Genomic DNA, 20,674 nt, shown 5'->3' on the forward strand with positions numbered 1-20,674 from the left:
ACCCCTGTTTTTCGGGGGTTTTTCTTGTCCTTCGAGCGGGCGGCGGCGAGCAAAAATGCTGCGTTGCAATGTCAGGTGTTCGACAGTAAGGCGTGCTTAGTATCCCTCCACGCTCAGCGCTGACTGGAATTCGGCGAAGGGTGGACGGCAAGGCAGACGCCTGTCGTGAACCGACGGTCCCTGGGGAAGGGGATAAGGAGCAGGCGGTGCTGACCTTGCTGGGCTTTGGAATGGTGATCGCGTTCATGGCGCTGATCATGACCAAGCGGCTTTCGCCGCTGGTGGCGCTGATCACGATCCCGATCCTGTTCGCCTTGATCGGCGGTTTCGGTGGACCGGAGCTGGGCAAGATGATGCTCGATGGCATCAAGACGTTGGCCCCCACCGGCGTGATGCTGATGTTTGCCATCCTCTACTTCGGCGTGATGATCGATGCGGGCATGTTCGATCCGGTCATCCGCCGCATCCTGAAGGCTGTGGGCGGCGATCCGCTCAAGGTCGTGGTGGGTACCGCCATCTTGGCCGCCTTCGTATCGCTCGACGGCGACGGTTCGACCACCTACATGATTACTGTCGCCGCGATGCTGCCGCTGTATCGCCGCCTGGGCATGGATGCGTTGAGCCTGACCTGCGTGACCATCCTTGCCGGCGGTGTGATGAACCTCACCCCGTGGGGTGGGCCGCTGGCGCGTGCAGCCAGCGCGTTGCACGTGGATCCGTCGGATGTGTTCGTACCGATGATTCCCTCCATGATCGTTGGAGTGCTCGGAGTGTTCGGCCTGGCCTATGTACTGGGCAAGCGTGAGCGCCTGCGTCTGGGCACGATCGATTTGCACGGTTCGCCGGAAATCCTGGACAGCGCCCTGCTTCCCGCCGAGGAAGGCGCCTTGCAACTCAAGCGCCCACGCCTGTTGTGGTTCAACGTGGCGCTGACGGCTGCCCTGATGGTTTGCCTGGTGCTGAGCGTGCTGCCTTTGTCGGTGCTCTTCATGGTCGGCTTCTCGATCGCAGTGGTGGTCAACTATCCCTGCGTGAAGCTGCAGCGTGAGCGCATCTCCGAGCACGCCAAGAACGCGCTGCCGGTGGTAGCGGTGATCTTCGCCGCTGGCGTGTTCACCGGCATTCTGTCCGGTACCGGCATGGTCGAGGCCATGTCGGGCAGCTTCCTGGCGATCATCCCGGATGCGTGGGGCCCGTACTTGGCCACGATCACGGCTTTGGCCAGCATGCCGTTCACCTTCTTCATCTCCAATGACGCCTTCTACTACGGCGTGCTGCCGATTGTCTCGCAGGCCGCGCAGACCTACGGGATTACACCGGTGGAGATGGCACGCGCCTCGCTGATTGGTCAGCCGGTGCATTTGCTCAGCCCATTGGTGCCTTCGACCTATCTGCTGGTGGGTCTGGCCGGCGTGGAGTTCGGTGATCACCAGAAGTTCACCCTGAAGTGGGCGGTACTGATCTGCCTGCTGATGATGGTCACCGCGATGGCCTGTGCGGTTTTCCCGTTCGTAGTGCGCTGAGGATCCGGCGCCAACATTGCAATTGATCTGTGTTAGTTCCGTAACTCAACAATCCATGTTTGTTTGGTCGCCTTGGGAGGGGAGATCATGGCTCGTAAGAATCTACTTGCTGTCGCTGTTGTGATGGGACTGGCGCAGGGTGCGTATGCGCAGGAAACCCCGACTGAGGAGCCCCAGAGCACGGAAGCGGCCGCATCCAGCCAGGATGCCACCACCTTGGATGCGGTCCAGGTCCAGGGCAAGTTCGTCGCCCAAGGTGCCAAGAGCGCGATGAAGCAGGACATCACGGTGATGGAGACGCCGTTCTCCGTGGCCGCATACAGCGACTCGTTCATGAAATCGATCGAGACCACCAGCGTGGCCGATCTCTATAGCTACATGACTGGCGTGCGCCGCGGCGGCAACACCGGTTACGACATCTCGATCCGCGGTTTCAAGAGCACGCAGGCGGACAAGAACGCGATCATGGTCGATGGCATGCCCGGTGTTGCTGGCCGCTTTGGCTCGCCGCCCACTTTCGCCGCCGAAGGTGTGGAAGTGGTGAAGGGTCCGGCCTCGATCCTGTATGGCGGCGCCCAGCCCGGTGGCTTCGTCAACATCATCACCAAGAAGCCCAAGGCCAAGTCTGCCGCGCTGATCGACCTGCGCGGCAGCACCTACAGCGGCGGGGGCCTGTCCGCCGGCGATGCCAATGGCTACAACCTGGGTTTGGATTTCACCGGCCCGATCGACAGCGAACAGCGCTTCCTGTATCGCCTGGTGGCCGAGTACGCCGACAAGGATGGCTTCCGTTACAACAGCTGGGATGAATCGCAGTACATCGCGCCGAGCCTGACCTGGCATGCCACCGATGCTACCCAGATCACGGCCGCCTTCGAGTACCGCAAGCGCGAGAACTCTTACGAGAACAACCAGCTGGTGGCACCGAACAAGGACGCCAACCGGATCGCGGATATCCGCACGCGTTATCAGGAGAAGGGCGATACCGCCGATGAGAAGGCTTACTCGGGCACGGTGACCGTCTCGCACTATTTCCAGAATGGAAGCACCCTGAATCTGGCCGCGCGTAGCGTTCGTGGTGAGGACTATGCCCAGGGCTTTGATAACGTCGGCGTGCTGGCCGATGGCGTGACCTTGCGCCGACGCGCGCGCCAACAGTTCAATCAGCGCGACTACGACTACTTCGACGGCAACTTCTCCATTCCGTTCGCCACCGGTCCGGTTGAGCACAAGTTCCTGGTCGGCGCTACCTACGGCGTGGATACCACAGACTTCGAGCGCATCCAGTTCTTCGATGGTCCTGCCAGCGGTGCGGCTTCGCTGCCTGGCCCGGGCCGCATCAACGTCAGCGTCTACAACCCGATCCTGGGCCAGACCCCGCCGCTGAGCAGCTTCCCCGCCGGTCCGGTCAACCGCCGCTACACCGAGAACACCTCGCTGGGTGTCTACGTGTCCGACCTGATGACCCTATCTGAGCACTGGAAAGTCAGCTTGGGCCTGCGCTATGCCGATGAGAAGCAGGATGCCGAGGAGCGCAAGACCCCGCCGTTGACGCGCAACTCCACCTCGTCTTCGACCGTGCTCCCCAGCGCTGGCCTGCTGTTCCACCCCAAGCCCAACTGGACCCTGTACGCCAGCTACGCCACCTCCTACGTCCCGCAAGCGGCCGGCGTGCAGGATGCGGCCGGCAACCCCAATCCGTTCGACCCCCAGGAGGGCCGCCAGTACGAGATCGGCGCCAAGACCGAACTGCTGGACAACCGCCTGACCGCCACGCTGGCCTTCTTCGATATTGAAAAGTCCAACACAGTCGCCCCGATTGCCTGTAACACCGGCGTCGGTGGTACCTGCTCGCAGCAGGTGGGGGCAGAGCGGTCCAAGGGCACTGAGTTCGAACTGAACTACCAGGTCAGCGAGAACCTACAGCTGATCGGCGGCATTGCCTACACCGACGCCTACGTTTCCGAAACCTACGCAGCCGGTGCTGCGCCGCTGGTCGGCGCACGGCTCACTAACTCGGCGCTCAAGTCGGCGAACCTGTGGACGCGCTATGACTTCAATGAAGGCCCGCTGCGCAACCTGGGCATCGGTGCGGGTCTGTCTTACAGCAGCGAGATCGCCGGCAGCCTGCCCAGCGCCAATGACCAGCGCGTGCTGATCCTGCCGTCCTACACCGTGGCCGATCTGGCCTTGTACTACCGCGTGGCCGATCGCTATGACTTCACGCTCAAGATCGGCAACGTGTTCGACAAGCTTTACTTCGAAGGCGTGAACTCCACGACCAACGAGAACGGCGTCGTCCCGGGCGTGCCGCGCAACATCACCCTGTCCGTGAGAATCCCCCTATGGTGAGTCGTCGCAGTGCTGCCGTCCTCATCCTTGCCATGACGTTGCTGATGATGACCTGTGCGTTGACCCTCGCCCATGCGGCGCTTGCCGCAGAGGCCGGTCCGGCCAAGCCACGCCCACAGCTGAGCGGTCCGGTGGAGTGGCTGGAAGCACCGCTGCCGGTCAACGCGCCGCAGACCGAAGAGGAGAAGGAAGCCGGACGCCAGCGTGGCCGCCGGACGCCTGCGCCGGAGCTGATGCAGCCCAGCGTGGATTTGCAGCTGCCCAAGTACGTCCCCACCCCGGGCGTGAAACTCAGTGGCAGCTTCAATGGCGCCTCTTCCGACGTATTGGTCGGCCTGGTCGGCATGTGGTTCGAGCGCTTCGCGGCCTATCACCCGGACGTGAAGCTGAGCATCGAGCCGCCGTTCGCAGGCAGCCTGGGCACCAAAGAACTGATCAAGGAGTCGGTGGATTTCGTGTTCGTCTCCCGGGAGCTCAAGCCTGAGGATCTGACCGAGTTCAACGCGCGCTTCGGATACGGCCCGACCAGCATTCCGATCTCCGGCGGCAGCTATCGCCACTACGGTTTCCTGGATGCGATGGGGTTCTTCGTCCATCCGGACAATCCGATCCGGCAGCTAAGTTACGACCAGATCGATGCGATCTACTCCAGTACCCGCCACAGCGGTCAGTCGGCAATCACCACGTGGGGCCAGTTGGGCCTGACGGGGGAGTGGGCCGATAAGAAGATCAACGTGCACGGCATCAAGCCCTGGAACGGCTTCGAGGAGTTCATCCGGCAGAAGATTCTTGATCGTGGCGGCAAGCGCGGTGAGTGGCGCGACGACATCCACTTCGAGAAGGTGGTGTTCCCTCTGGCGGCCAACGTCGCCCAGGACCGCTATGCACTCGGCTACTCGGGTCTGGCCTACATCGATGCCCCGGTACGCATGCTGCCGCTGGTCACCACGCCGGGCAGCGCGCCGGTGGCGCCGAGCTACGAGAACGTGGCGATGGCCAAGTATCCGCTCACGCGACTGGTCTATTTCAACGTCAACAAGACGCCGGGCAAGCCACTGCCCCCCGCGCTCAATGAGTTCCTGCGCTTTGTGCTCAGCCAGGAGGGCCAGCAGGTCGTGCGCGACCACGGCATCTTCCTGCCCTTGCGCGAGGTGCAGGCTGCACCCGGACGTCAGACCCTGACGCGCTGAAAAGCACGTCGAACTTCCTATAGGAATTTCCATGAAACCCATTTCGCTCGCATTGACTTCGCTATTGCTGGCCACGGCTTGGATGCCAGCGCCGGCCATGGCGCAGGGCTACAAGGCGCTCAGTACGCTGGGTAGCGACAGCCCCGGCAGCGCCCAGGCGCTGGCCGTAGATAGCATAGCGCGCCGTCTCTACGCCGGCCGGCAAGGCGGGGTGGATGTCTATGACATCGACAACGGCCAGAAGGTGGGCACGCTGGCTATCGAGGGCAATGTGGGCGGCTTGGCGCTGGCACCAGATCTACGCCGGGGCTACGCCACCGCCGTGGATCGTGCCACGGTCCTCGTCTTTGATTTGGAATCGCTGGCCGCGGTGAACACGGTCAGCTCCGGTGGCAGCGAGCCACGTGAGCTGGAGTACGACGCCAAGACCGGAGTGGTCTATGTCTCCAACGCCAAGGGCGGCCAGCTCGTGGCCCTGGATGCACGCAATGGCGCGCGTAAGGGCTCGCTCGCTCTAGGGGGGCGCCTGCGCCAGGCCTCCGCCGACGGCCGCGGCCATCTGTTCGTGGCCGACGAAGCGCGCGATCTGCTGCACGTCGTGGATACCGCCTCGTTCAAGTCGCTTGGCACGATCTCGGTGTGGCCGGGCAAGGCTCCCACGGCGCTGGTCAATGATGTCAAAGAACGCCGCATCTACGTGGCCACCGGCAACAGCAAGATGATTGTCGTAGATCCGGATCCTGGGCAGATGCTCAACGTGGTCAACACCGAAGGCACCGGCGCGGCCGGCATCGCGATTCAGTACGCCCCGGCGCGTCTGGTGCGCCTGTACATGCCCAATGCCGACGGCAGTCTGGACGTGGTGCAGAACGCCAAGCTGACACCGTCCCTGGAGGCCACCGTGCCCAAGGTCGCGGCGGGTACGGCAGTGGCGTTTGACGAGAAGACGGGCAGGGCCTTTGTGGCCGGGGCCAATGGCATCCAGGTGGTGGGCAAGTGAGCACGAGCCGAGACAATTCCATGATCAAGACCTTCAAACATCTGGCCGTGCTTTCCTTCGCTCTGCTGGCCACGCACGCCCACGCGCAGCAGGCCGTGCGCGATGACGCGCTCAAGGGCAAACAGATCTTGTTCGTCATCGGTGCCACCGCCAAGGACGTGCCCAACGACGATCCGCTGATCCGCGACTACCTGGGCACGCTCGGCGCCACCGTCACGACGGCAAAGGCGACTGATGCCGCGGCAGTGAACGGCAAGGACCTGGTGCTGATCTCCTCCACCGTCAATGCGCGCGAGTTGGGTGGGAAGTACCGGGAGGCCAACATACCGGTGGTGACCTGGAGCGCCTACAGCTTTCCGCTGCTGGGCATGACGGGAGACAAGTTGCACGAGGACTTCTCGGTCGTGCGCGAGAAGCCGTTCCACAACGAGAACCATGCCGACTACTACGCGCACGCCACCAGTTCGACCAATCAGATCTTGCGTGCGGCCAAGATTCCGCAGGGCATGTTCGCCCCGCTGCTGTTTAGCGGTGGTGTGACCGATCCAAGCTGGGGTAAGCCCAGTCGAGGCGCCGACATCGCGGTAGTGTTTGGTGGCGATGTGGACCAGGCCGCCGTGTTCTCCTACGAGCGCGGCGCGGCCATGATGGGGGATGCGGTGGCCCCGGCCCGGCGCGTGGGCCTGTTCTTGGGTCACAACAGCTGGTCGATCCTTTCCGATGCACAGGGCCCAGCAGCCGAAGATCCGAAGGAATACGCCTGGTTCAGTGGCCGGCGCCTGTTTGATGCCGCGCTCAAGTGGGCGGTCAGTCCGCCGCAGGCACGCGTAACTGCTTCGCTGGCCGAACAGCGCACCGCGTTGGAACGCACGGCCCGTGGCAAGAAGGTGCTGTTCGTGCGCCGCTACGATCTGCCGTGGCCGGAAAACGAGGCCTCCGATCAGGCGCAGCTGGCCTGGTTGAAGTCCCTGGGCTTTGAGGTGAGCACGGCCGATCACATGGAGCCGGACAGCCGCGCCAAGGGCATGGACCTGGTGATCATTTCGGCCAGCACCAACAAGTACAAGCTCGGTGTGAAGTACGCCGATGTGAACATCCCGGTGCTGCTGCTGGAAGCCAAGGCGGTGGATGCGCTGGGCATGGTCAGCCGTCGTCGCAACACTGACTACGGCGTCAACGACCACAAGGAAAGCCTGTATCCGCCGGAGAACTACGTGCACCTGGTGCGCTCGTACCATCCGGTGGCCGCCGGCCTCTCGCCTGGCCAGCTCAAGCTCTACCGCACGCCGGGCGTGTTGGCCTGGTCGCGTCCGCCGGCCGGCGCGCAGGTGATCGCCACCATTCCCAACCAGCCCGAGCACGCCACTATGTTCGCCTTCGAGAAGGGCGCCACGATGGCCGATGAGAGCCAAGCCCCGGCGCGCCGCTTCCTGTTTCCGCTCGATGCCCCGCGCTTTCCCGACCTGACCGAAGAAGGGCAGGCCGTCTACGGCGCCGCGCTGCAGTGGCTCCTCACCCCGCCCAATCCTTGATCTCCCCCCGCGCGGCGTCGGTCCTCGTCGTCCGGCGCCGCGCACCCTCTACCGCTTGTGGCGTCACTTCCTTGCAGGAACGTCCTATGAAAACGGCTTCGCTCGCTCTTCCTCTCCCTATCCGTTGGCTTGCTGCCAGTGCCTTGACTACCGGCTTGCTGTTGGCCGGTCTGCAGGCTGCCAAGGCAGATGATGATCTGATTCTGGTGGTGCCCGAAGGAACCGCCAAGCCGGCCGCGCTGTCGGGCCATGTCGCCCAGTGGCGTTCCGAACTCGGTGCGCAGAACGTGGTGTGGGTGGATAGCGTCAAGCGCGAGAAGCCTTCCGGCTTTGGCGCGATGGCGGTGCTCAACTTCGCCGATGCCGCACAGCTGGCGGCGTGGCAGGCCAAGAACACGAATGCGCTGGCGGCACCGGTCAAGGCCACCGTCGCTGATGTGCTGACCGAAGGGGGCAGTGCTCCGGCCGCGGGCAGCCAGCCGGTTTACAAAATCAGCTACTACACCCTGACGTCCTCGCGGGAGGCTTTCCAGGCCTGGGTGGACGGTTACCTGACCAAGTACCTGGAAGCCCAACACAAGCACAAGATCCTGACCCGGTATGCCATGTACCTGGAACACGGGCAGGGAGGGCGCGCCCTGCTGGTACTGGAATACACCGATGCCAAGACCGAACAGGCAGCCGAGCCGATCAAGGAAAAGCTCAGCGAGGACATTGCACGCGTGGACGCTGAGTACACGCGCCAGTACGAGCTGAAGGAATCCCTGCGGACCACCCAGAGCTGGACGTTGGCCGTACCGGCTCGCTGATCCCCTGCATCAAGACATGACGAGAACCTTCCCCGCGTCAGCGATGCGGGGCACCCCTTAAGAAAGTGGAGAGACCCGATGAAATACCCGCTTCAATCCAAGACGTCGACATGGCTGGGCCTGATGCTGGCCTGCGTGGCCCTGGTGGCCTGCGGCAAGAAGGAGGCCGCTACTTCCACGCCTGAGCCTGTCGTTGCAGCCAGTGAAAGCGCGCCGGCGGCCAGTGCCACCGAGACGCCGGCTCACGCCCTGCTGTTCGTCCTGCCCGACAAGAAGGCGCCGGCCGATCTGGCGCAGAAACTCGCCGGCTGGAAAGCCGACGGCACGCTGTCGGACGTGGTGCTGACCCAGTACGTCGAGCATGAGGTCAAGGAAGGCTACAGCCAGGCGTTTGCCGATTTCGCGCTGCTGGACTTCCCCAGCGAGGCGGCCTTTGAGGCATTCAAGGCCAACAGCGCGAGCGCGCTGGGCCCGGATGTGATTGTCAGCCGCGTGGACGTGCTGCTCGACAAGCGCAGCCGCAAGAACGATCCGAGCCAATCGGTGTTCGTCACCGGCGTGTACGAGTCGCTGGTGGACAAGGATAAGTACCAGGAGTTCACCGACGACTACATCGATCCGAACATGGGTAACCAGTACTCGTCCGGCATCATGACCCGCTACACGATGTATCTGGAGCGTGAAGCCACCGGTGGCGTGGCCAAGCCCAAGGCGTTCCTCGTGACCCAATACGCCAGCCAGGACGAGTTCAAGCGCAAGGACTCGGTGAAGGGCAACTACAAGAAGCTGCTGCTGGGCGGCGACTATCCGGCGTGGCAGCACATCGATGGCACGAAGAAGGCGCTGCGTCGCGACTTCGCCGAAGTCATCTCCAAGCCAGTACCGCTGCAGTAAGGCAAAACCTGCTGTTGCCCTCGTATCCATCCGCGCGCCCGGGGCTTTCTCCATCGGGCGGGCGGGGTGGATACATCATGACCCGGGCGCATTGATACGCTGGAGCCCCTCGCTCCAGCGAGCCTCTCCCACGATATCCAAGAATTCACTAACGCCGATGACCGACGAGTTCCGCCAGGCCGCGCTGGAGTATCACCAGCAATCACCGCCGGGCAAGATCAAGGTCACGCCGACCAAGCCAATGCTGACCCAGCGTGATCTCGCGCTGGCGTACTCGCCGGGCGTGGCCTATGCCTGCGAAGCCATCGTCGAGGATCCGAACACCGCCAGCGAGCTGACCGCGCGCGGCAACCTGGTGGCCGTGGTCACCAACGGCACCGCCGTGCTGGGCCTGGGCAACATCGGTCCGCTGGCCGGCAAGCCGGTGATGGAAGGCAAGGGTGTGCTGTTCCAGAAGTTCGCCGGCATCGACGTGTTCGACATCGAGATCGACGAGACCGATCCGGACAAGCTGGTCGACATCATCGCCTCGCTGGAGCCGACCTTCGGCGGCATCAACCTGGAAGACATCAAGGCGCCCGAGTGCTTCATCGTCGAGCGCAAGCTGCGCGAGCGGATGAAGATCCCGGTGTTCCATGACGACCAGCACGGCACGGCGATCATCGTCGGCGCGGCGGTGGTCAACGCGCTGGAAGTGATCGGCAAGAAGATCGAAGACGTCGTACTGGCGACCACCGGTGTCGGTGCTGCCGGCATCGCCTGCTTGGACATGCTGGTCGCGCTAGGTCTCAATCCTGACAACATCCTAGCGCTAGATCACGAAGGCGTGCTGTACGCCGGCCGCCCCGGCCTGGATCCCGACAAGGCGCGCTATGCGCGTCCCACCGGCAAGCGCACGCTGGCCGAGATCGTCGACGGTGCCGACATCTTCCTGGGCCTGTCGGCCGGCGGCATCCTGAAGCCGGAGATAGTAGCGACGATGGCGCGCCAACCGATCATCCTGGCGTTGGCCAATCCGGCTCCGGAGATCACGCCGGACGATGCCAAGGCCGCACGTTCGGACGTCATCATCGGCACTGGCCGTAGCGACTACCCGAACCAGGTCAACAACGCACTCTGCTTTCCGTATATCTTCCGCGGCGCGCTCGATGTTGGTGCCACGGTGATTAACGAGGAAATGAAGGTCGCCTGCGTGCACGCCATCGCCAAGCTGGCGCGGCGCGAGGCCACCGATCTGGGTGCGGCCTATGGGGAAGACATCCCCAGTTTTGGTCCCGACTACCTTATCCCGCGTCCATTCGATCCGCGCCTGCTGGTGGAACTCGCTCCAGCCGTGGCGCAGGCGGCGATGGACTCCGGCGTGGCATTGCGCCCGATCGCCGACATGGCGGCCTATCGTGAGAAGCTGGGCCAGTTCGTCTACCGCACCAGCCTGATGATGAAGCCGTTGTACGACCGCGCGCGATCCGAACGCCAGCGCGTGGTCTACGCCGAGGGCGAAGAAGAGACCGTGCTGCGTGCGGTGCAGACGGTGATTGACGAATGTCTGGCGTTCCCCGTCCTGATCGGACGACCGGACGTGATAGAAGCACGTATCGCCCGGATGGGCTTGCGCATGCGGGCGGGCGAGGACTTCGAGCTCACGAACATCCTCGACGATCCGCGCTTCAACGACTACTGGCAGCACTATCACCGTCTGACGTGCCGGCGCGGGGTCACCGAAGCGGCAGCCAAGAACCTGATGCGTTCGCGTCCCACGCTGATCGCTGCGGTGATGGTGGCACGCGGGGAAGCCGACGCCATGATCACCGGACTGGTCGGCCGCTTCCACAAGAAGCTCGGCTACGTGCGCAGCGTGATCCCGCTGGACCCGGGCCTGCAATCGACCTCGGCCATGACTGGTGTGATCAATCAGCAAGGCGCCTATTTCTTCCTAGATACGCACGTACAAGAAGATCCAACGCCCGAACAGATCGCGGAGGCTACCCTGCAGGCTGTCTACCGCCTGAAGCTATTCGGCATCGAACCACGTATAGCGTTGCTCTCGCACTCCAACTTTGGCAGCCATGAAACGTCTGGCGCGCTGAAAATGCGAAAGGTCCGTGATCTGTTGTTCCAGCTCAAACCCGAGCTCAACGTGGATGGCGAGATGCAGGGCGACACGGCATGGGATGAAGCCCTGCGCGCACGGATAATTCCCGACAGCACCCTCAAGGGCCGTGCCAACCTGTTCGTGTTTCCCACACTGGATGCGGCCAACATCACCTTCAACATGGTCCGCATGATGACTGATGGGGCAGCCATCGGCCCCATTCTCATGGGGGTCTCAAAGCCGGCCCACATTCTGACTACCAGCGCCACACCCCGCCGCATCGTCAACATGACGGCTATCGCTGCCGTAGATGCGCAGATTCGCAAACGGGACGTGCTGGAAGCCCAGCAGCTCAAACAAGCGACGGCTCGTCAGTACCAAAACCGCTTCGAGAACAAGATGCGTGCGAAGAAGTGATGGCGGTCCGTCATGCTCACGCCCGCGTGACAGCCTAAGGGGCTCTGGATGCGCCTGAGAGTTGCCATAGTCGATGATCAGCCAATTTTTAGGGTTGCGACATCGCACGTACTTGCGGACATGCTGCACGACGGGGGCGTGTTGCAGTTCCACAGCGCCGACGCGCTTTATGCCAGAAAGCTGCGTTCAGAGCGTATAGATCTTGTCCTCTTGAGCATTAATACACCGGGCACAGCGGGATTGCACGAATTGGGTCGCATTCATCGCGACATGCCGGAGCTCTCATCAATCGTGCTGCCGGCGCACGGCCATCCGGGCATTGCAGACCAGGCGAAAAAGATCGGCGCTTCTGGCTGCCTACCGAAGACAAGTTCAGAGAGTACGCTCCGCTCTGCGGTGAGGATGGTGATGTCGGGTGGAGAATGGTTCAGGCGCGAAGATCGTGCTTTCGAATCTAAGGACACCGTCTTGGCGCTGCAGCTGGCGGAGCTGACCCCTAAGCAGATGCGGGTGCTCGAGTTGGTAGCCGAGGGGCTATCTAACAGGCAGATCGGTGCCGAACTAGGAGCCGCGGAAAATACGGTCAAATGCCATGTCGTGGCCATTCTAAGCAAGCTCGAATGCAGGTCGCGTACACAGGCCGCATTGCTCATGATGCGGCGTGCGTGGAGCATCGGATCGACTCAGCTTACGGGTCCGGCCAGCCTGACAAACGGCATCAGCGCGATGTCAGTTGGACAGCGATAGAACAGGAGCCTCCATGATTTGGAGAGGCTTTCTGGGATGAAGTGGAAGAACTGGCTGCGCGCAACACCCTTGCTTGTCTTCGTCTGCGTGCTTACGGCGCCGCACGCCAAGGCGGGTCCCTGGGAAGTCGGCGGCACCGGCGTCGACACCAAGCGGAAGGCGAAGGTAGAGATCGCACTTAAAGAGACGTCGGATGGACGTGTGTGGTCTCGCCCCGTGCTCGGATATGCGCTGCCGTTCAACGAGACGATGTCGTTCGAGGCCTCCTACGGCTATGGTGTGGTCGAGCAGAGTGGTCAGCGTCGCAGCGGTGCGCGCGATCTCGATGTCAAACTCAAGTACCGGATTGCGAAGGAAACCCCGACACGCCTAGCGTGGCTGATCGAACCGAAGCTCAGCGTGCCGGTCGGGGATGATCGTGGTGGCATCGGCCGCGGTCGCTACGCCCTGGAACTGCCGCTCCGGGCTAGCCGTACGGTGGACGCACTGACCTATACCGCCGAAGCGCGCTATACCCACGTCTTCGGTGCCGAACGGGCGCAACAGTTATGGGGTGTGGGCGGTCTGGTGGAGTACGTGCCGTCGCCGGCATGGGTGGTGGGTATCGACCTATTTGCCGACACCGCACTCAATGACGCCGGACGCTATCACGTGCGCTCCAATGTGGCCGCGAAATGGCGGCCTACGCAGGCGTTCGAAGTGCAGGGGCTGGTCGGGCGCAGCGTGAGCAACCAGCGTGGATCTGCGCAGACGTCCTACAAGCTGGTGCTGGAGTACAAATATTGAGGCGCTTTCGACTCCGCTGACACGTAACTGACAGGCAGGGTGGCGGGCGTATCAGGTCCACTTGCGTATACAGGAAGGGCCGGATTGCGGCTCAATCGAGAAGGAATACCCCATGACTGCACGCGCCAAGTACCTGACAATTGCCTTCGCGTTGTCGGCGCTGGTGGGCCTGTCCGCCCACGTCGCCTTCGCCCAATCGCCTGCACCGCGATCCTACGTCGATTCCCCGCGTCCAACGGCGGCGGTGCTGCCGTTCGAGCAGCTCGAGCGCATCGCCGCGCGTGAAATGGCGCACGTCACCGAACTGGAAGTGCGCGACCTGTTGCTCAAGGCGAAGGGCTATGACGCCCAGGGCATGAAGGTGGAAGTCCTGCTGGATCGTCGCGATGGCTATGTACTATCACGCCGGGTGAAGATGCCCAAGCACATGCAGCGCTATATGCCGTACGCCGATCCTGCCGTTCGCGTGCGTTGAATCCTGTGCGCCCTGCATTGATCGCAGGGCGCTTCTGCTTTGTCGCAGAACTGTCATGCCCGATCTGACGAAAGTCTGACCTAGCTATCGCAACGATGGGCACATCCGGTTTGAACGATGGGATGTGCTCCGAATGCAAGTCGATGCCGCACACGCCAGCGCTTCGTCCTCCACCCGTGAGGTATCGCTTTGTACGCTGGTCGCGATCGGGCTGATCCTCACTTTCGCGTTTCTTGGCCTGCGCGGGATATGGGATCCGGATGAGGGCCGCTACACCAACGTGGCTCTGACCATGCTGGACAGCGGCAACTGGCTGGACCCGATGCGCAATGAAGACATCGGGCACTGGACCAAGCCGCCGCTGACCTACTGGCTGATCGCCGCCAGCGTGTCGACCTTCGGGCAGACCCCGTGGGCCGCGCGCCTTCCCGTGGCGCTGTCGTACCTGGCGTGCTTCGGCTTGGTAGCCGTCTGCGCGAGACGGCTGCTGCCGGGTGCGGCTGACTGGGCGCCGCTGGTGTTCGCAACGATGCTCTTGCCCGCGTGTGCGGCGCAACTGATCACAACCGATTTCCTGCTCAGCGCCTTCCAACTGCTCGGCATGACAGGCTTCATCGTCCATCGCTTTCCGGATCGACAGGGCAGGACGAAGCCCTGGGGTCTGATGGTGATGTATGCCGGCTTCGGGCTGGCCTTCCTGACCAAGGGACCTCCCGCGCTGGTGCCCGTACCAGCCCTCATGCTGCTGGCGTGGCGCTGCCCGCATCCGAGCCCGGCATCACCGGTCTGGCATCTGGCAGGGTTGGCGCTGTTCTCGGGCATCGCACTGCCGTGGTACGGCCTAGTGGCCGCGCGTCACGCTGGCCTGTGGCAGTACTTCCTCGGCGCCGAGCTGGTAGATCGTGTCGCCAGCGACCGCTTTGGCAGGAATGGAGAGTGGTACGGATGGTTGGCAGTGTATCTGCCAACACTGTTGTTGGGGACCGCGCCATGGACCGTCGGCCTGCTGCGGTGGACGCGGCTGCTGCCCGCACTGCTGCGTACGGTGTTCCAGGCGAATCAATCCAGAACAAAGCCAGATCCAGCGATGCTGCTGTTGGCGCTCTGGATCCTGGTGCCGCTGTTGATCTTCTGCGTGTCCCGCTCGCGCCTGCCGCTGTACGTCTTGCCGCTGTTCGCGCCGATCGCCTTGGCGATCGTGTCGTGCTGGCCGGGCTATCGCAGGCCCTCGCTGTCGTGGGTTTGGGCTTGGGTGGTGGTCATCTTGGCGCTGCGGTTCGCGGCGGCCTACTTCCCTACTCACAAGGACGCCTCGGTATGGGCGAGCGTGCTGGAGCAGCGTGCCGGCACACCCGTGCGTGAGGTGATCTTTGTGGAAGACATGGCGCGTTACGGTTTACATCTGCATCTGGATGTGGAAATTGAGCGTGTCGCCAGACAACTCCCGCCGCAGGCGCGATTCAATCCTAGTTACGACGAGACCCTGTGGGATGAGATAAAAGAGACAGGAATGGAGGAGGGCTTGGTCTATGTCACCAAGCAAGACCTCTGGCCAGAGGTAGAGCGGATCGTACTCGACCATGGTTATGTGGCTCGTCCACTGGGAGAGCAGTACCAGGGGCGCGTGATCTTCGAGGTGACCCATCCTCCCGGGGCGCCAGGCCTGCCAGCGACAAACGCCTTTCGCTAACAATCACACGAAGGAGGACTCCCCATGCCGATGCCCGAACACTGGGTGATCTGGGCGCTACTGTCGGCCGTATTTGCGGCCCTCACTGCGGTGTTGGCCAAGTTGGGCGTTAAAGATGTGGACGCGGACTTGGCGATGGCCCTGCGCACGGTGGTGATATGCGCTCTGGTTCTGCCGCTGGTGTGGATCACAGGCAAGTGGAGCAACCCCTTGCAACTGCCCGCACGTACCTTGGGATACTTGGTTCTCTCCGCGGTTGCCACAGGCGCGTCCTGGCTGTGCTACTTCCGCGCACTGCAAGTCGGCGAAGCCTTTCGTGTAGCGCCGGTGGACAAGCTCAGTGTGGTGCTCGTCGCAGTCTTCGCCTTCTTCATCTTGGGTGAGCGACCCGCGCCTAAGGACTGGTTGGGGATCACGCTCATGGCAGCCGGACTGCTGTTGTTGGTGATCAAGAAGGTCTAATGGTGGTCGGGCCTAGTTATCCGTAGGTGGCGTCATCGCGCCATCGTCCCTGACCGGAAACTCGCACCCCTGCTGGCTGCCGGTAGGTCTCATGCAGCAAGCGAGCCAAGGCATGGGCGTAAGCCCGGGCAGTTTCCAGGCTCGGCAGGTTTATCAGTTCATGCGACACGCCGCGACTGACCCACCAGCGGCCCTCGCGCTCGACTACGTAGTACCAAATACGCATCATGCGCTCGTCCCCTCGAAAGTTTCATGGGGCGCCCACGGTCGTGTGGGGGATTCGCTCATGCAGGTCGAATAGAAGATGGTTCCGCCTGTTGTTGACTCCCCCTGTCAGATCCCTGTCAGATCCCTATTAGGGTCTTCGTCCTCCTAGTTTGTACCTCCAAGTAGGCGAGCGTGAGGGCACTGATCAGCGATCACGCTTGGTCAGCAGGGATGACCCACCACCGATGCGATCGGTAGCGAAGTGGTGGGCCATCTACTGCTGATGGGCGCTGCATGGGAAGCCTGACACGCCAATAGGCAAGGCTATGCTCCCCTATGCACTGGTGCGAGAACGGTAGGCCACATCGCAGAGCGTACGACCCGCTTGAATGCAAAGCTCCTGCCGGAGGATGGGCCTCGGCTTGTCTATCGAGTGTAGAGGGCATGGCAGTTTCCGACCCAAAGTGGACATCCATCAGTGCTTGTCCACTGCACTTGAAATGCGGCCTGGTCTGCTTGCTGGGTCCGGATATGCATCGGCTTGTTAGCCGGACCCAGCAGCCCTAAGATCTAGCCCTATCAAGGGGATAGCCCACCATACGATGCGCTGTGGATAAATCGTATTACCGGACCCAGGGATGAGGCTATTAGGTAGTTAGGGCTCAAGGAGAGGGTCTATGGTCATCGATATAACTTGCAAGACAGATAGATTCAATCTGTCCGTAGTGGGCCCTGACTTCATTAACGACTGCTGCTTTGGCGAGGACTTCTCCAAATGGCTTGTTTCTGCCCTCCCTGAGGTCGGCGTCGATGCCGATGTGATCTGTATGGAAGACTTTGGATGGGCCAACCAGGTTGAGTATCAGGGCGTCTCCTACCTTATGTGCGTGGCCGGCAACTCAAACGAGGACCCTAGTCGCCCCGACTACGGCGAGTGGCATGTCATGCTTGAGCGCTATCGCACGTTCACACAGAAGCTTCTCGGAAAGAACAAGATTTCTGCCGATGACCCAATTGTTGGCAAGGTCGCGGGGCTGCTCCGTGCCGCAGGATTCGCGGATGTCACGGTTGAGCCCTAACAATTCATTCAAGCAGAACCCGCTTCGCGGGTCGGCCTAATTCAGCCGTTAGCCAATGGAAGAAATCATGTTTGACGGTGGCTGGATCTACATTTTTCTTTCTTCCAGCGACTACACTCGCTCGAAGATCGGGAAAAGCATCGATCCACTAAGGCGTTTCAGAGAGCAGCGTACTAGCGACCCAACGCTCGGCTTGGTTGTCGCCTATTACATTCCACTGAATGTTGGCCCGCATGGCCACGTGGAGTCGAGCCTTCATCACTACTTCTCCGACTACCGAATACTGAACCACGATGGCACGAAGTCAGAATGGTTCAGGATCACTCCAGAAGAGGCGCAGCTGCAAATCGAGTGTCTTCTCGAAGAATGGTGCCGACAAGAAATCAAGAGCGCTGGGCATATGAGCCCGAGAATTCTGACAAGATTCTTCGAATCAGACTTGGTTGGAATGTTTAAGCCCGACCCATACGAGCTGCGCTACACCCAAGAAGTTTGCGGATTGAAGTGAAGCTAGCCTCATATGGCGAACAATTCATTCAAGCCGACGCCACTTCGCCGCGCGGATTAATTCAGGCGTTGATGTCCGCCTCTGGCCGGTAGCGGACATCAATAGGACACGCGCCTTATGCGCGGCTCTGGCTAGAGCTCATTCGGTTCTCGCCCAACTCGATCGCCCTTAGGCGGAGATGCCCAACTCGCTGGCTGTTAGCACACCAGGCAACCATTACGCTCTGCAACGTCAATAACGGCAGTCATTCCGGAGTTGAACTCCAGGTAGTCGGCCTCTATGCCATCGCTGAAGATCACACCATGGCCCGCCATTTGCGACACAAGCCGCAGGGGCTGCTTGCGAGTGACCTTCCCGAACACAAGGCCTGTTTGCGTTGTCCTACTTGGGAACGGCTCGCGAACTGTGAAGTGCAGATGGTCGGCGTCCCAAGGGAAACCATTCTCGCGCAGTTCCTTGATAGATCCTTTCATCGACTGTCCAGCAATTCCCGCTGCGCCCGCCAATAGGCTACGAAACCATCCTGTAGAGCCGAGTCCGGTCGACACGATTAGCCCGCTGGAGGAGTGCGTCTCGCTCCGGCCACCGACATGAACTTCGTAACGGGCGGACACATGTGAGCGCGGACCAATGAACAGGTCGTTGACCGCGTGCAACTCTTGGCCGTCGCTCAGGCGCGCACGTGCCATCGTGATGCTGCGGGTTGGCCGCGTTCCAGTCTGAGCGGCGAGCGTGATCGAAGTGAGGTCCCCTACTTTGAATGGCAGGAGCACGCCGTCCCATCTTGCTGGATCGGGATTCACGCCGATTACCGGCTGACCCGAGAGGTATTTCAGGGTATTAGCCACAAGGCCATCCTGTCCCAGAACTACCACCAAGGCTTCGGGAGGGAACAGGAAGTTGGGCAGGAAGCTGCGATCGAGCTTCTGCACGCGACCAAAGCGGCGCAGCGAGGTTTCGGCAGTCAGCACTGCTTGCTGATAGGTGCGGTGCTCGGCCTCGTAGTCGCCGAAATCCGCACCCAGGTGCTCGATGTAGAAGCGTGCCTGCTCAACCGTGTTGAACCGGACTATCAGGTCTTCGAGGCGGGTCTTGCGGACGATTAGGACGATCCGCTGGCTCAGCGGCTCCATGCCTCACGCCCGCGCCGTGGACTTGCCCTTGGCGGGCGAAGAGAGGGAACATAGCCCAATGTGACCTGTGACACCGGGTTGACCTCAGGAGCCGCTGCTGGGCAGCCGCCCGAGGCGGCGCAGTGCTTTAGTAAGCCATGGTCGATCATTTCTGTAGAGCCACGCGTAGCCGTTCCCCGGCAGTTTTCTAAGTTCAGATAGAGGAAGGTGGGCGTAGCGCTTACAGAGATGCGAGAACTTGGTGCGTGCAACAAATTTCCTGTGGGAGAACGTGGAACGGCTTCGTAGTGCCTTTAGGCACTCATCCGCGCCGAGAATGCGATTGACAACGGAGGAAGAAACGCCAGAGGACATAGCTATCGTCCCAACGGGTTCTCCTTTCGCCAGCAGTCTCCGGATTTCACCAACCAATGCGGGGGTTACAGACTTGCTTCGGCTGATGAATGGAATCCCGAATCGCGTTGCCCACTGCACACCGGTTGTTGTAGAGACGCCAACAATCTTTGACGCTGCTGAGATCGACATACTTCCTTCAGCTACGAGCTGTTTGAATCGTGTGAGATCCCGATCTTTCACTGGTCGCGGCTTGGTCTGGTGTTCGAGGGGCGCGCTATCGCAGCCAGATTCGCAGGCCTGCACAAACTCCTCCCAGCTATCGGTGATCGCGCCGACGAGGAGGAGATGCTTCAGCGGGTGTCCGGGTTGGGGACTTCTTCTGGAGAGTGAAGCCGCCAAACCCGGCCATTCGTAACCGACTGATTCCAGCGGTGCCATTCCCGGCAGCCCCTCCAGGCCCCGATAACGTTCACGAATCAGGGAGACGAGCTTTTCAATGCGCAAGTTTCCGTGACTGGTCGCCAGTCCTCGACCGCGAAGCAGGCGCTGATACCCGCCAGCAGCACGCGCAGGTGAAAGGCCACCAGGCGGAAGCATCGCCAGGTCCAGGGAATCGCGAGCGAGGCGAGAAAGAGTCGCCATTGCGGTTTCGCTGGGAACTTGTACCTCGATTAGTTTGCAATCCTGGTGGTCCGCAGGAGTCACCCAGTAGCGTCGATGGACCGGCGTAATAGCGTCTCGGAGAAAGACCAGTGGCCGAGCGTGCTTCACGCAAACAAAGCTTGAAGGAAACTGGTGCTCGATATGCCAGTACGAGTATCCAAGCCGTCCTTGCTCTTCGCCAGCGCAGTCAGAACATAGCTTGAGCGGATGGTATCCGCCCACCCGGCTAGCTGTGATCCCCAGCCGCATCTTCAAACTAGGGATGGCCCCTTCAGTAATGAGGTCTATTGTCTCTTCTGCTTTCTTGTCATCGATGGTGGGTAGGAAGTAGCCCAAGAGTGTATGGCGGAGGGCCAGTTCGCGAGGCGAGCCCAACTGACCACGAGTTCTCTGCGTCAATGTCCGAAGATGTGCTGGGAAGTCATGGCATAAAGCGGAATATGGCGTGCCAAAGAGCTGGTCGCTGGTCTGATGCGCAGAAGTGCTGCAGTTCAGCTGGTGCGCGTGGCTACACCAGCTGTAAAGGGTCTGATTTGCGAGGAGAAGCGGCAGGATGGCTGACATGGCCAAGACTTCCTCCGGGCCGATCAGTTAAGCACGTGTCCCGGCGTGAAGATCGTCTACCAAGGAAAAAACTGTTGAGCCAACTTTTCTCGCGTCGACGATCTCGGAGAAGCGTACTGGGCTCGTTTGGGCTAATTTCCCGTGGCCAAATCGGTAGGCCCGGCGTTGAATCCCTTGAAGTTGCTAGACTGCGTTTGGACTATCTAATTCTGATC

General features: G+C 61.5%; 17 protein-coding genes. 15 read left to right on the forward strand and 2 right to left on the reverse strand.

The features are described 5' to 3' along the window. Positions 1-206 precede the first annotated feature (206 nt). The 15 genes from AC1Q5B_RS06330 to AC1Q5B_RS06400 all read left to right on the forward strand — a co-directional run bounded on the left by AC1Q5B_RS06330 (position 207) and on the right by AC1Q5B_RS06400 (position 17,763). Positions 207-1,523 (forward strand): CitMHS family transporter, encoded by a 1,317-nt coding sequence (locus AC1Q5B_RS06330; RefSeq protein WP_492630856.1) that lies wholly within the window; start codon positions 207-209, stop codon positions 1,521-1,523. Between the two features lie 87 nt (positions 1,524-1,610). Further along, on the forward strand, positions 1,611-3,875 hold the full coding sequence (locus AC1Q5B_RS06335; RefSeq protein WP_492630857.1) for a TonB-dependent siderophore receptor: 2,265 nt from the start codon (positions 1,611-1,613) through the stop codon (positions 3,873-3,875). 32 nt (positions 3,876-3,907) lie between these two features. Continuing rightward, positions 3,908-5,065, forward strand: a complete 1,158-nt coding sequence (locus tag AC1Q5B_RS06340; RefSeq protein WP_492630858.1) for a PstS family phosphate ABC transporter substrate-binding protein — start codon at positions 3,908-3,910, stop codon at positions 5,063-5,065. 31 nt (positions 5,066-5,096) lie between these two features. Then, complete coding sequence (locus AC1Q5B_RS06345) at positions 5,097-6,065, forward strand: YncE family protein (RefSeq protein ID WP_492630859.1); 969 nt, start codon at positions 5,097-5,099, stop codon at positions 6,063-6,065. A gap of 20 nt (positions 6,066-6,085) precedes the next feature. Then, positions 6,086-7,597, forward strand: coding sequence for a hypothetical protein (locus AC1Q5B_RS06350; RefSeq protein WP_492630860.1), 1,512 nt, complete (start codon positions 6,086-6,088; stop codon positions 7,595-7,597). 209 nt (positions 7,598-7,806) lie between these two features. Beyond that, the gene (locus tag AC1Q5B_RS06355; RefSeq protein WP_492630861.1) at positions 7,807-8,406 is read left to right on the forward strand and encodes a hypothetical protein; all 600 of its coding nucleotides are present in this window, start codon (positions 7,807-7,809) and stop codon (positions 8,404-8,406) included. A gap of 78 nt (positions 8,407-8,484) precedes the next feature. Then, a complete protein-coding gene (locus AC1Q5B_RS06360) occupies positions 8,485-9,300 on the forward strand; it encodes a hypothetical protein (RefSeq protein ID WP_492630862.1) in 816 nt (271 codons plus the stop codon). Positions 9,301-9,457: 157 nt separating this feature from the next. After that, positions 9,458-11,809 carry an NADP-dependent malic enzyme gene (locus AC1Q5B_RS06365; protein ID WP_492630863.1) on the forward strand — a complete coding sequence of 784 codons (2,352 nt, stop codon included), beginning with the start codon at positions 9,458-9,460 and terminating at the stop codon, positions 11,807-11,809. 48 nt (positions 11,810-11,857) lie between these two features. Next, positions 11,858-12,556: a response regulator transcription factor gene (locus AC1Q5B_RS06370; protein WP_492630864.1), complete on the forward strand. Its 699-nt coding sequence runs from the start codon at positions 11,858-11,860 to the stop codon at positions 12,554-12,556. 36 nt (positions 12,557-12,592) lie between these two features. Continuing rightward, entirely contained in the window at positions 12,593-13,342 is a 750-nt protein-coding gene (locus AC1Q5B_RS06375) for a hypothetical protein (RefSeq protein ID WP_492630865.1), read from the forward strand. A 112-nt stretch (positions 13,343-13,454) separates the two neighbouring features. Further along, positions 13,455-13,817, forward strand: a complete 363-nt coding sequence (locus AC1Q5B_RS06380) for a hypothetical protein (protein WP_492630866.1) — start codon at positions 13,455-13,457, stop codon at positions 13,815-13,817. A gap of 133 nt (positions 13,818-13,950) precedes the next feature. Next, on the forward strand, positions 13,951-15,507 hold the full coding sequence (locus AC1Q5B_RS06385; protein ID WP_492630867.1) for an ArnT family glycosyltransferase: 1,557 nt from the start codon (positions 13,951-13,953) through the stop codon (positions 15,505-15,507). A 24-nt stretch (positions 15,508-15,531) separates the two neighbouring features. Continuing rightward, positions 15,532-15,969, forward strand: a complete 438-nt coding sequence (locus AC1Q5B_RS06390) for an EamA family transporter (RefSeq protein ID WP_492630868.1) — start codon at positions 15,532-15,534, stop codon at positions 15,967-15,969. Positions 15,970-16,853: 884 nt separating this feature from the next. Continuing rightward, a complete protein-coding gene (locus AC1Q5B_RS06395; RefSeq protein WP_492630869.1) occupies positions 16,854-17,255 on the forward strand; it encodes a hypothetical protein in 402 nt (133 codons plus the stop codon). 55 nt (positions 17,256-17,310) lie between these two features. Beyond that, positions 17,311-17,763, forward strand: coding sequence for a GIY-YIG nuclease family protein (locus AC1Q5B_RS06400; RefSeq protein WP_492630870.1), 453 nt, complete (start codon positions 17,311-17,313; stop codon positions 17,761-17,763). A 197-nt stretch (positions 17,764-17,960) separates the two neighbouring features. Here AC1Q5B_RS06400 and AC1Q5B_RS06405 read toward each other — a convergent pair whose 3' ends face one another. Both AC1Q5B_RS06405 and AC1Q5B_RS06410 read right to left on the reverse strand, forming a co-directional pair. After that, positions 17,961-18,896 (reverse strand): diacylglycerol kinase catalytic domain-containing protein, encoded by a 936-nt coding sequence (locus tag AC1Q5B_RS06405; RefSeq protein WP_492630871.1) that lies wholly within the window; start codon positions 18,894-18,896, stop codon positions 17,961-17,963. An 84-nt stretch (positions 18,897-18,980) separates the two neighbouring features. Then, positions 18,981-20,459, reverse strand: a complete 1,479-nt coding sequence (locus tag AC1Q5B_RS06410) for a TnsD family Tn7-like transposition protein (RefSeq protein ID WP_492630872.1) — start codon at positions 20,457-20,459, stop codon at positions 18,981-18,983. Positions 20,460-20,674: the final 215 nt, after the last annotated feature.

Source organism: Pseudoxanthomonas sp. GW835-FHT14C01, assembly GCF_058793715.1.

What these genes read in the sequence shown, in the direction of transcription:
- AC1Q5B_RS06340 (WP_492630858.1), top strand. Translation starts at nt 3,908, where the DNA reads ATGACGTTGCTGATGATGACCTGTGCGTTGACCCTCGCCCATGCGGCG.
- AC1Q5B_RS06395 (WP_492630869.1), top strand. Translation starts at nt 16,854, where the DNA reads ATGGTCATCGATATAACTTGCAAGACAGATAGATTCAATCTGTCCGTA.
- AC1Q5B_RS06405 (WP_492630871.1), bottom strand. Translation starts at nt 18,896, where the DNA reads ATGGAGCCGCTGAGCCAGCGGATCGTCCTAATCGTCCGCAAGACCCGC.
- AC1Q5B_RS06345 (WP_492630859.1), top strand. Translation starts at nt 5,097, where the DNA reads ATGAAACCCATTTCGCTCGCATTGACTTCGCTATTGCTGGCCACGGCT.
- AC1Q5B_RS06335 (WP_492630857.1), top strand. Translation starts at nt 1,611, where the DNA reads ATGGCTCGTAAGAATCTACTTGCTGTCGCTGTTGTGATGGGACTGGCG.
- AC1Q5B_RS06400 (WP_492630870.1), top strand. Translation starts at nt 17,311, where the DNA reads ATGGAAGAAATCATGTTTGACGGTGGCTGGATCTACATTTTTCTTTCT.
- AC1Q5B_RS06410 (WP_492630872.1), bottom strand. Translation starts at nt 20,459, where the DNA reads ATGTCAGCCATCCTGCCGCTTCTCCTCGCAAATCAGACCCTTTACAGC.
- AC1Q5B_RS06390 (WP_492630868.1), top strand. Translation starts at nt 15,532, where the DNA reads ATGCCGATGCCCGAACACTGGGTGATCTGGGCGCTACTGTCGGCCGTA.
- AC1Q5B_RS06370 (WP_492630864.1), top strand. Translation starts at nt 11,858, where the DNA reads ATGCGCCTGAGAGTTGCCATAGTCGATGATCAGCCAATTTTTAGGGTT.
- AC1Q5B_RS06365 (WP_492630863.1), top strand. Translation starts at nt 9,458, where the DNA reads ATGACCGACGAGTTCCGCCAGGCCGCGCTGGAGTATCACCAGCAATCA.
- AC1Q5B_RS06380 (WP_492630866.1), top strand. Translation starts at nt 13,455, where the DNA reads ATGACTGCACGCGCCAAGTACCTGACAATTGCCTTCGCGTTGTCGGCG.
- AC1Q5B_RS06385 (WP_492630867.1), top strand. Translation starts at nt 13,951, where the DNA reads ATGCAAGTCGATGCCGCACACGCCAGCGCTTCGTCCTCCACCCGTGAG.
- AC1Q5B_RS06375 (WP_492630865.1), top strand. Translation starts at nt 12,593, where the DNA reads ATGAAGTGGAAGAACTGGCTGCGCGCAACACCCTTGCTTGTCTTCGTC.
- AC1Q5B_RS06360 (WP_492630862.1), top strand. Translation starts at nt 8,485, where the DNA reads ATGAAATACCCGCTTCAATCCAAGACGTCGACATGGCTGGGCCTGATG.
- AC1Q5B_RS06350 (WP_492630860.1), top strand. Translation starts at nt 6,086, where the DNA reads ATGATCAAGACCTTCAAACATCTGGCCGTGCTTTCCTTCGCTCTGCTG.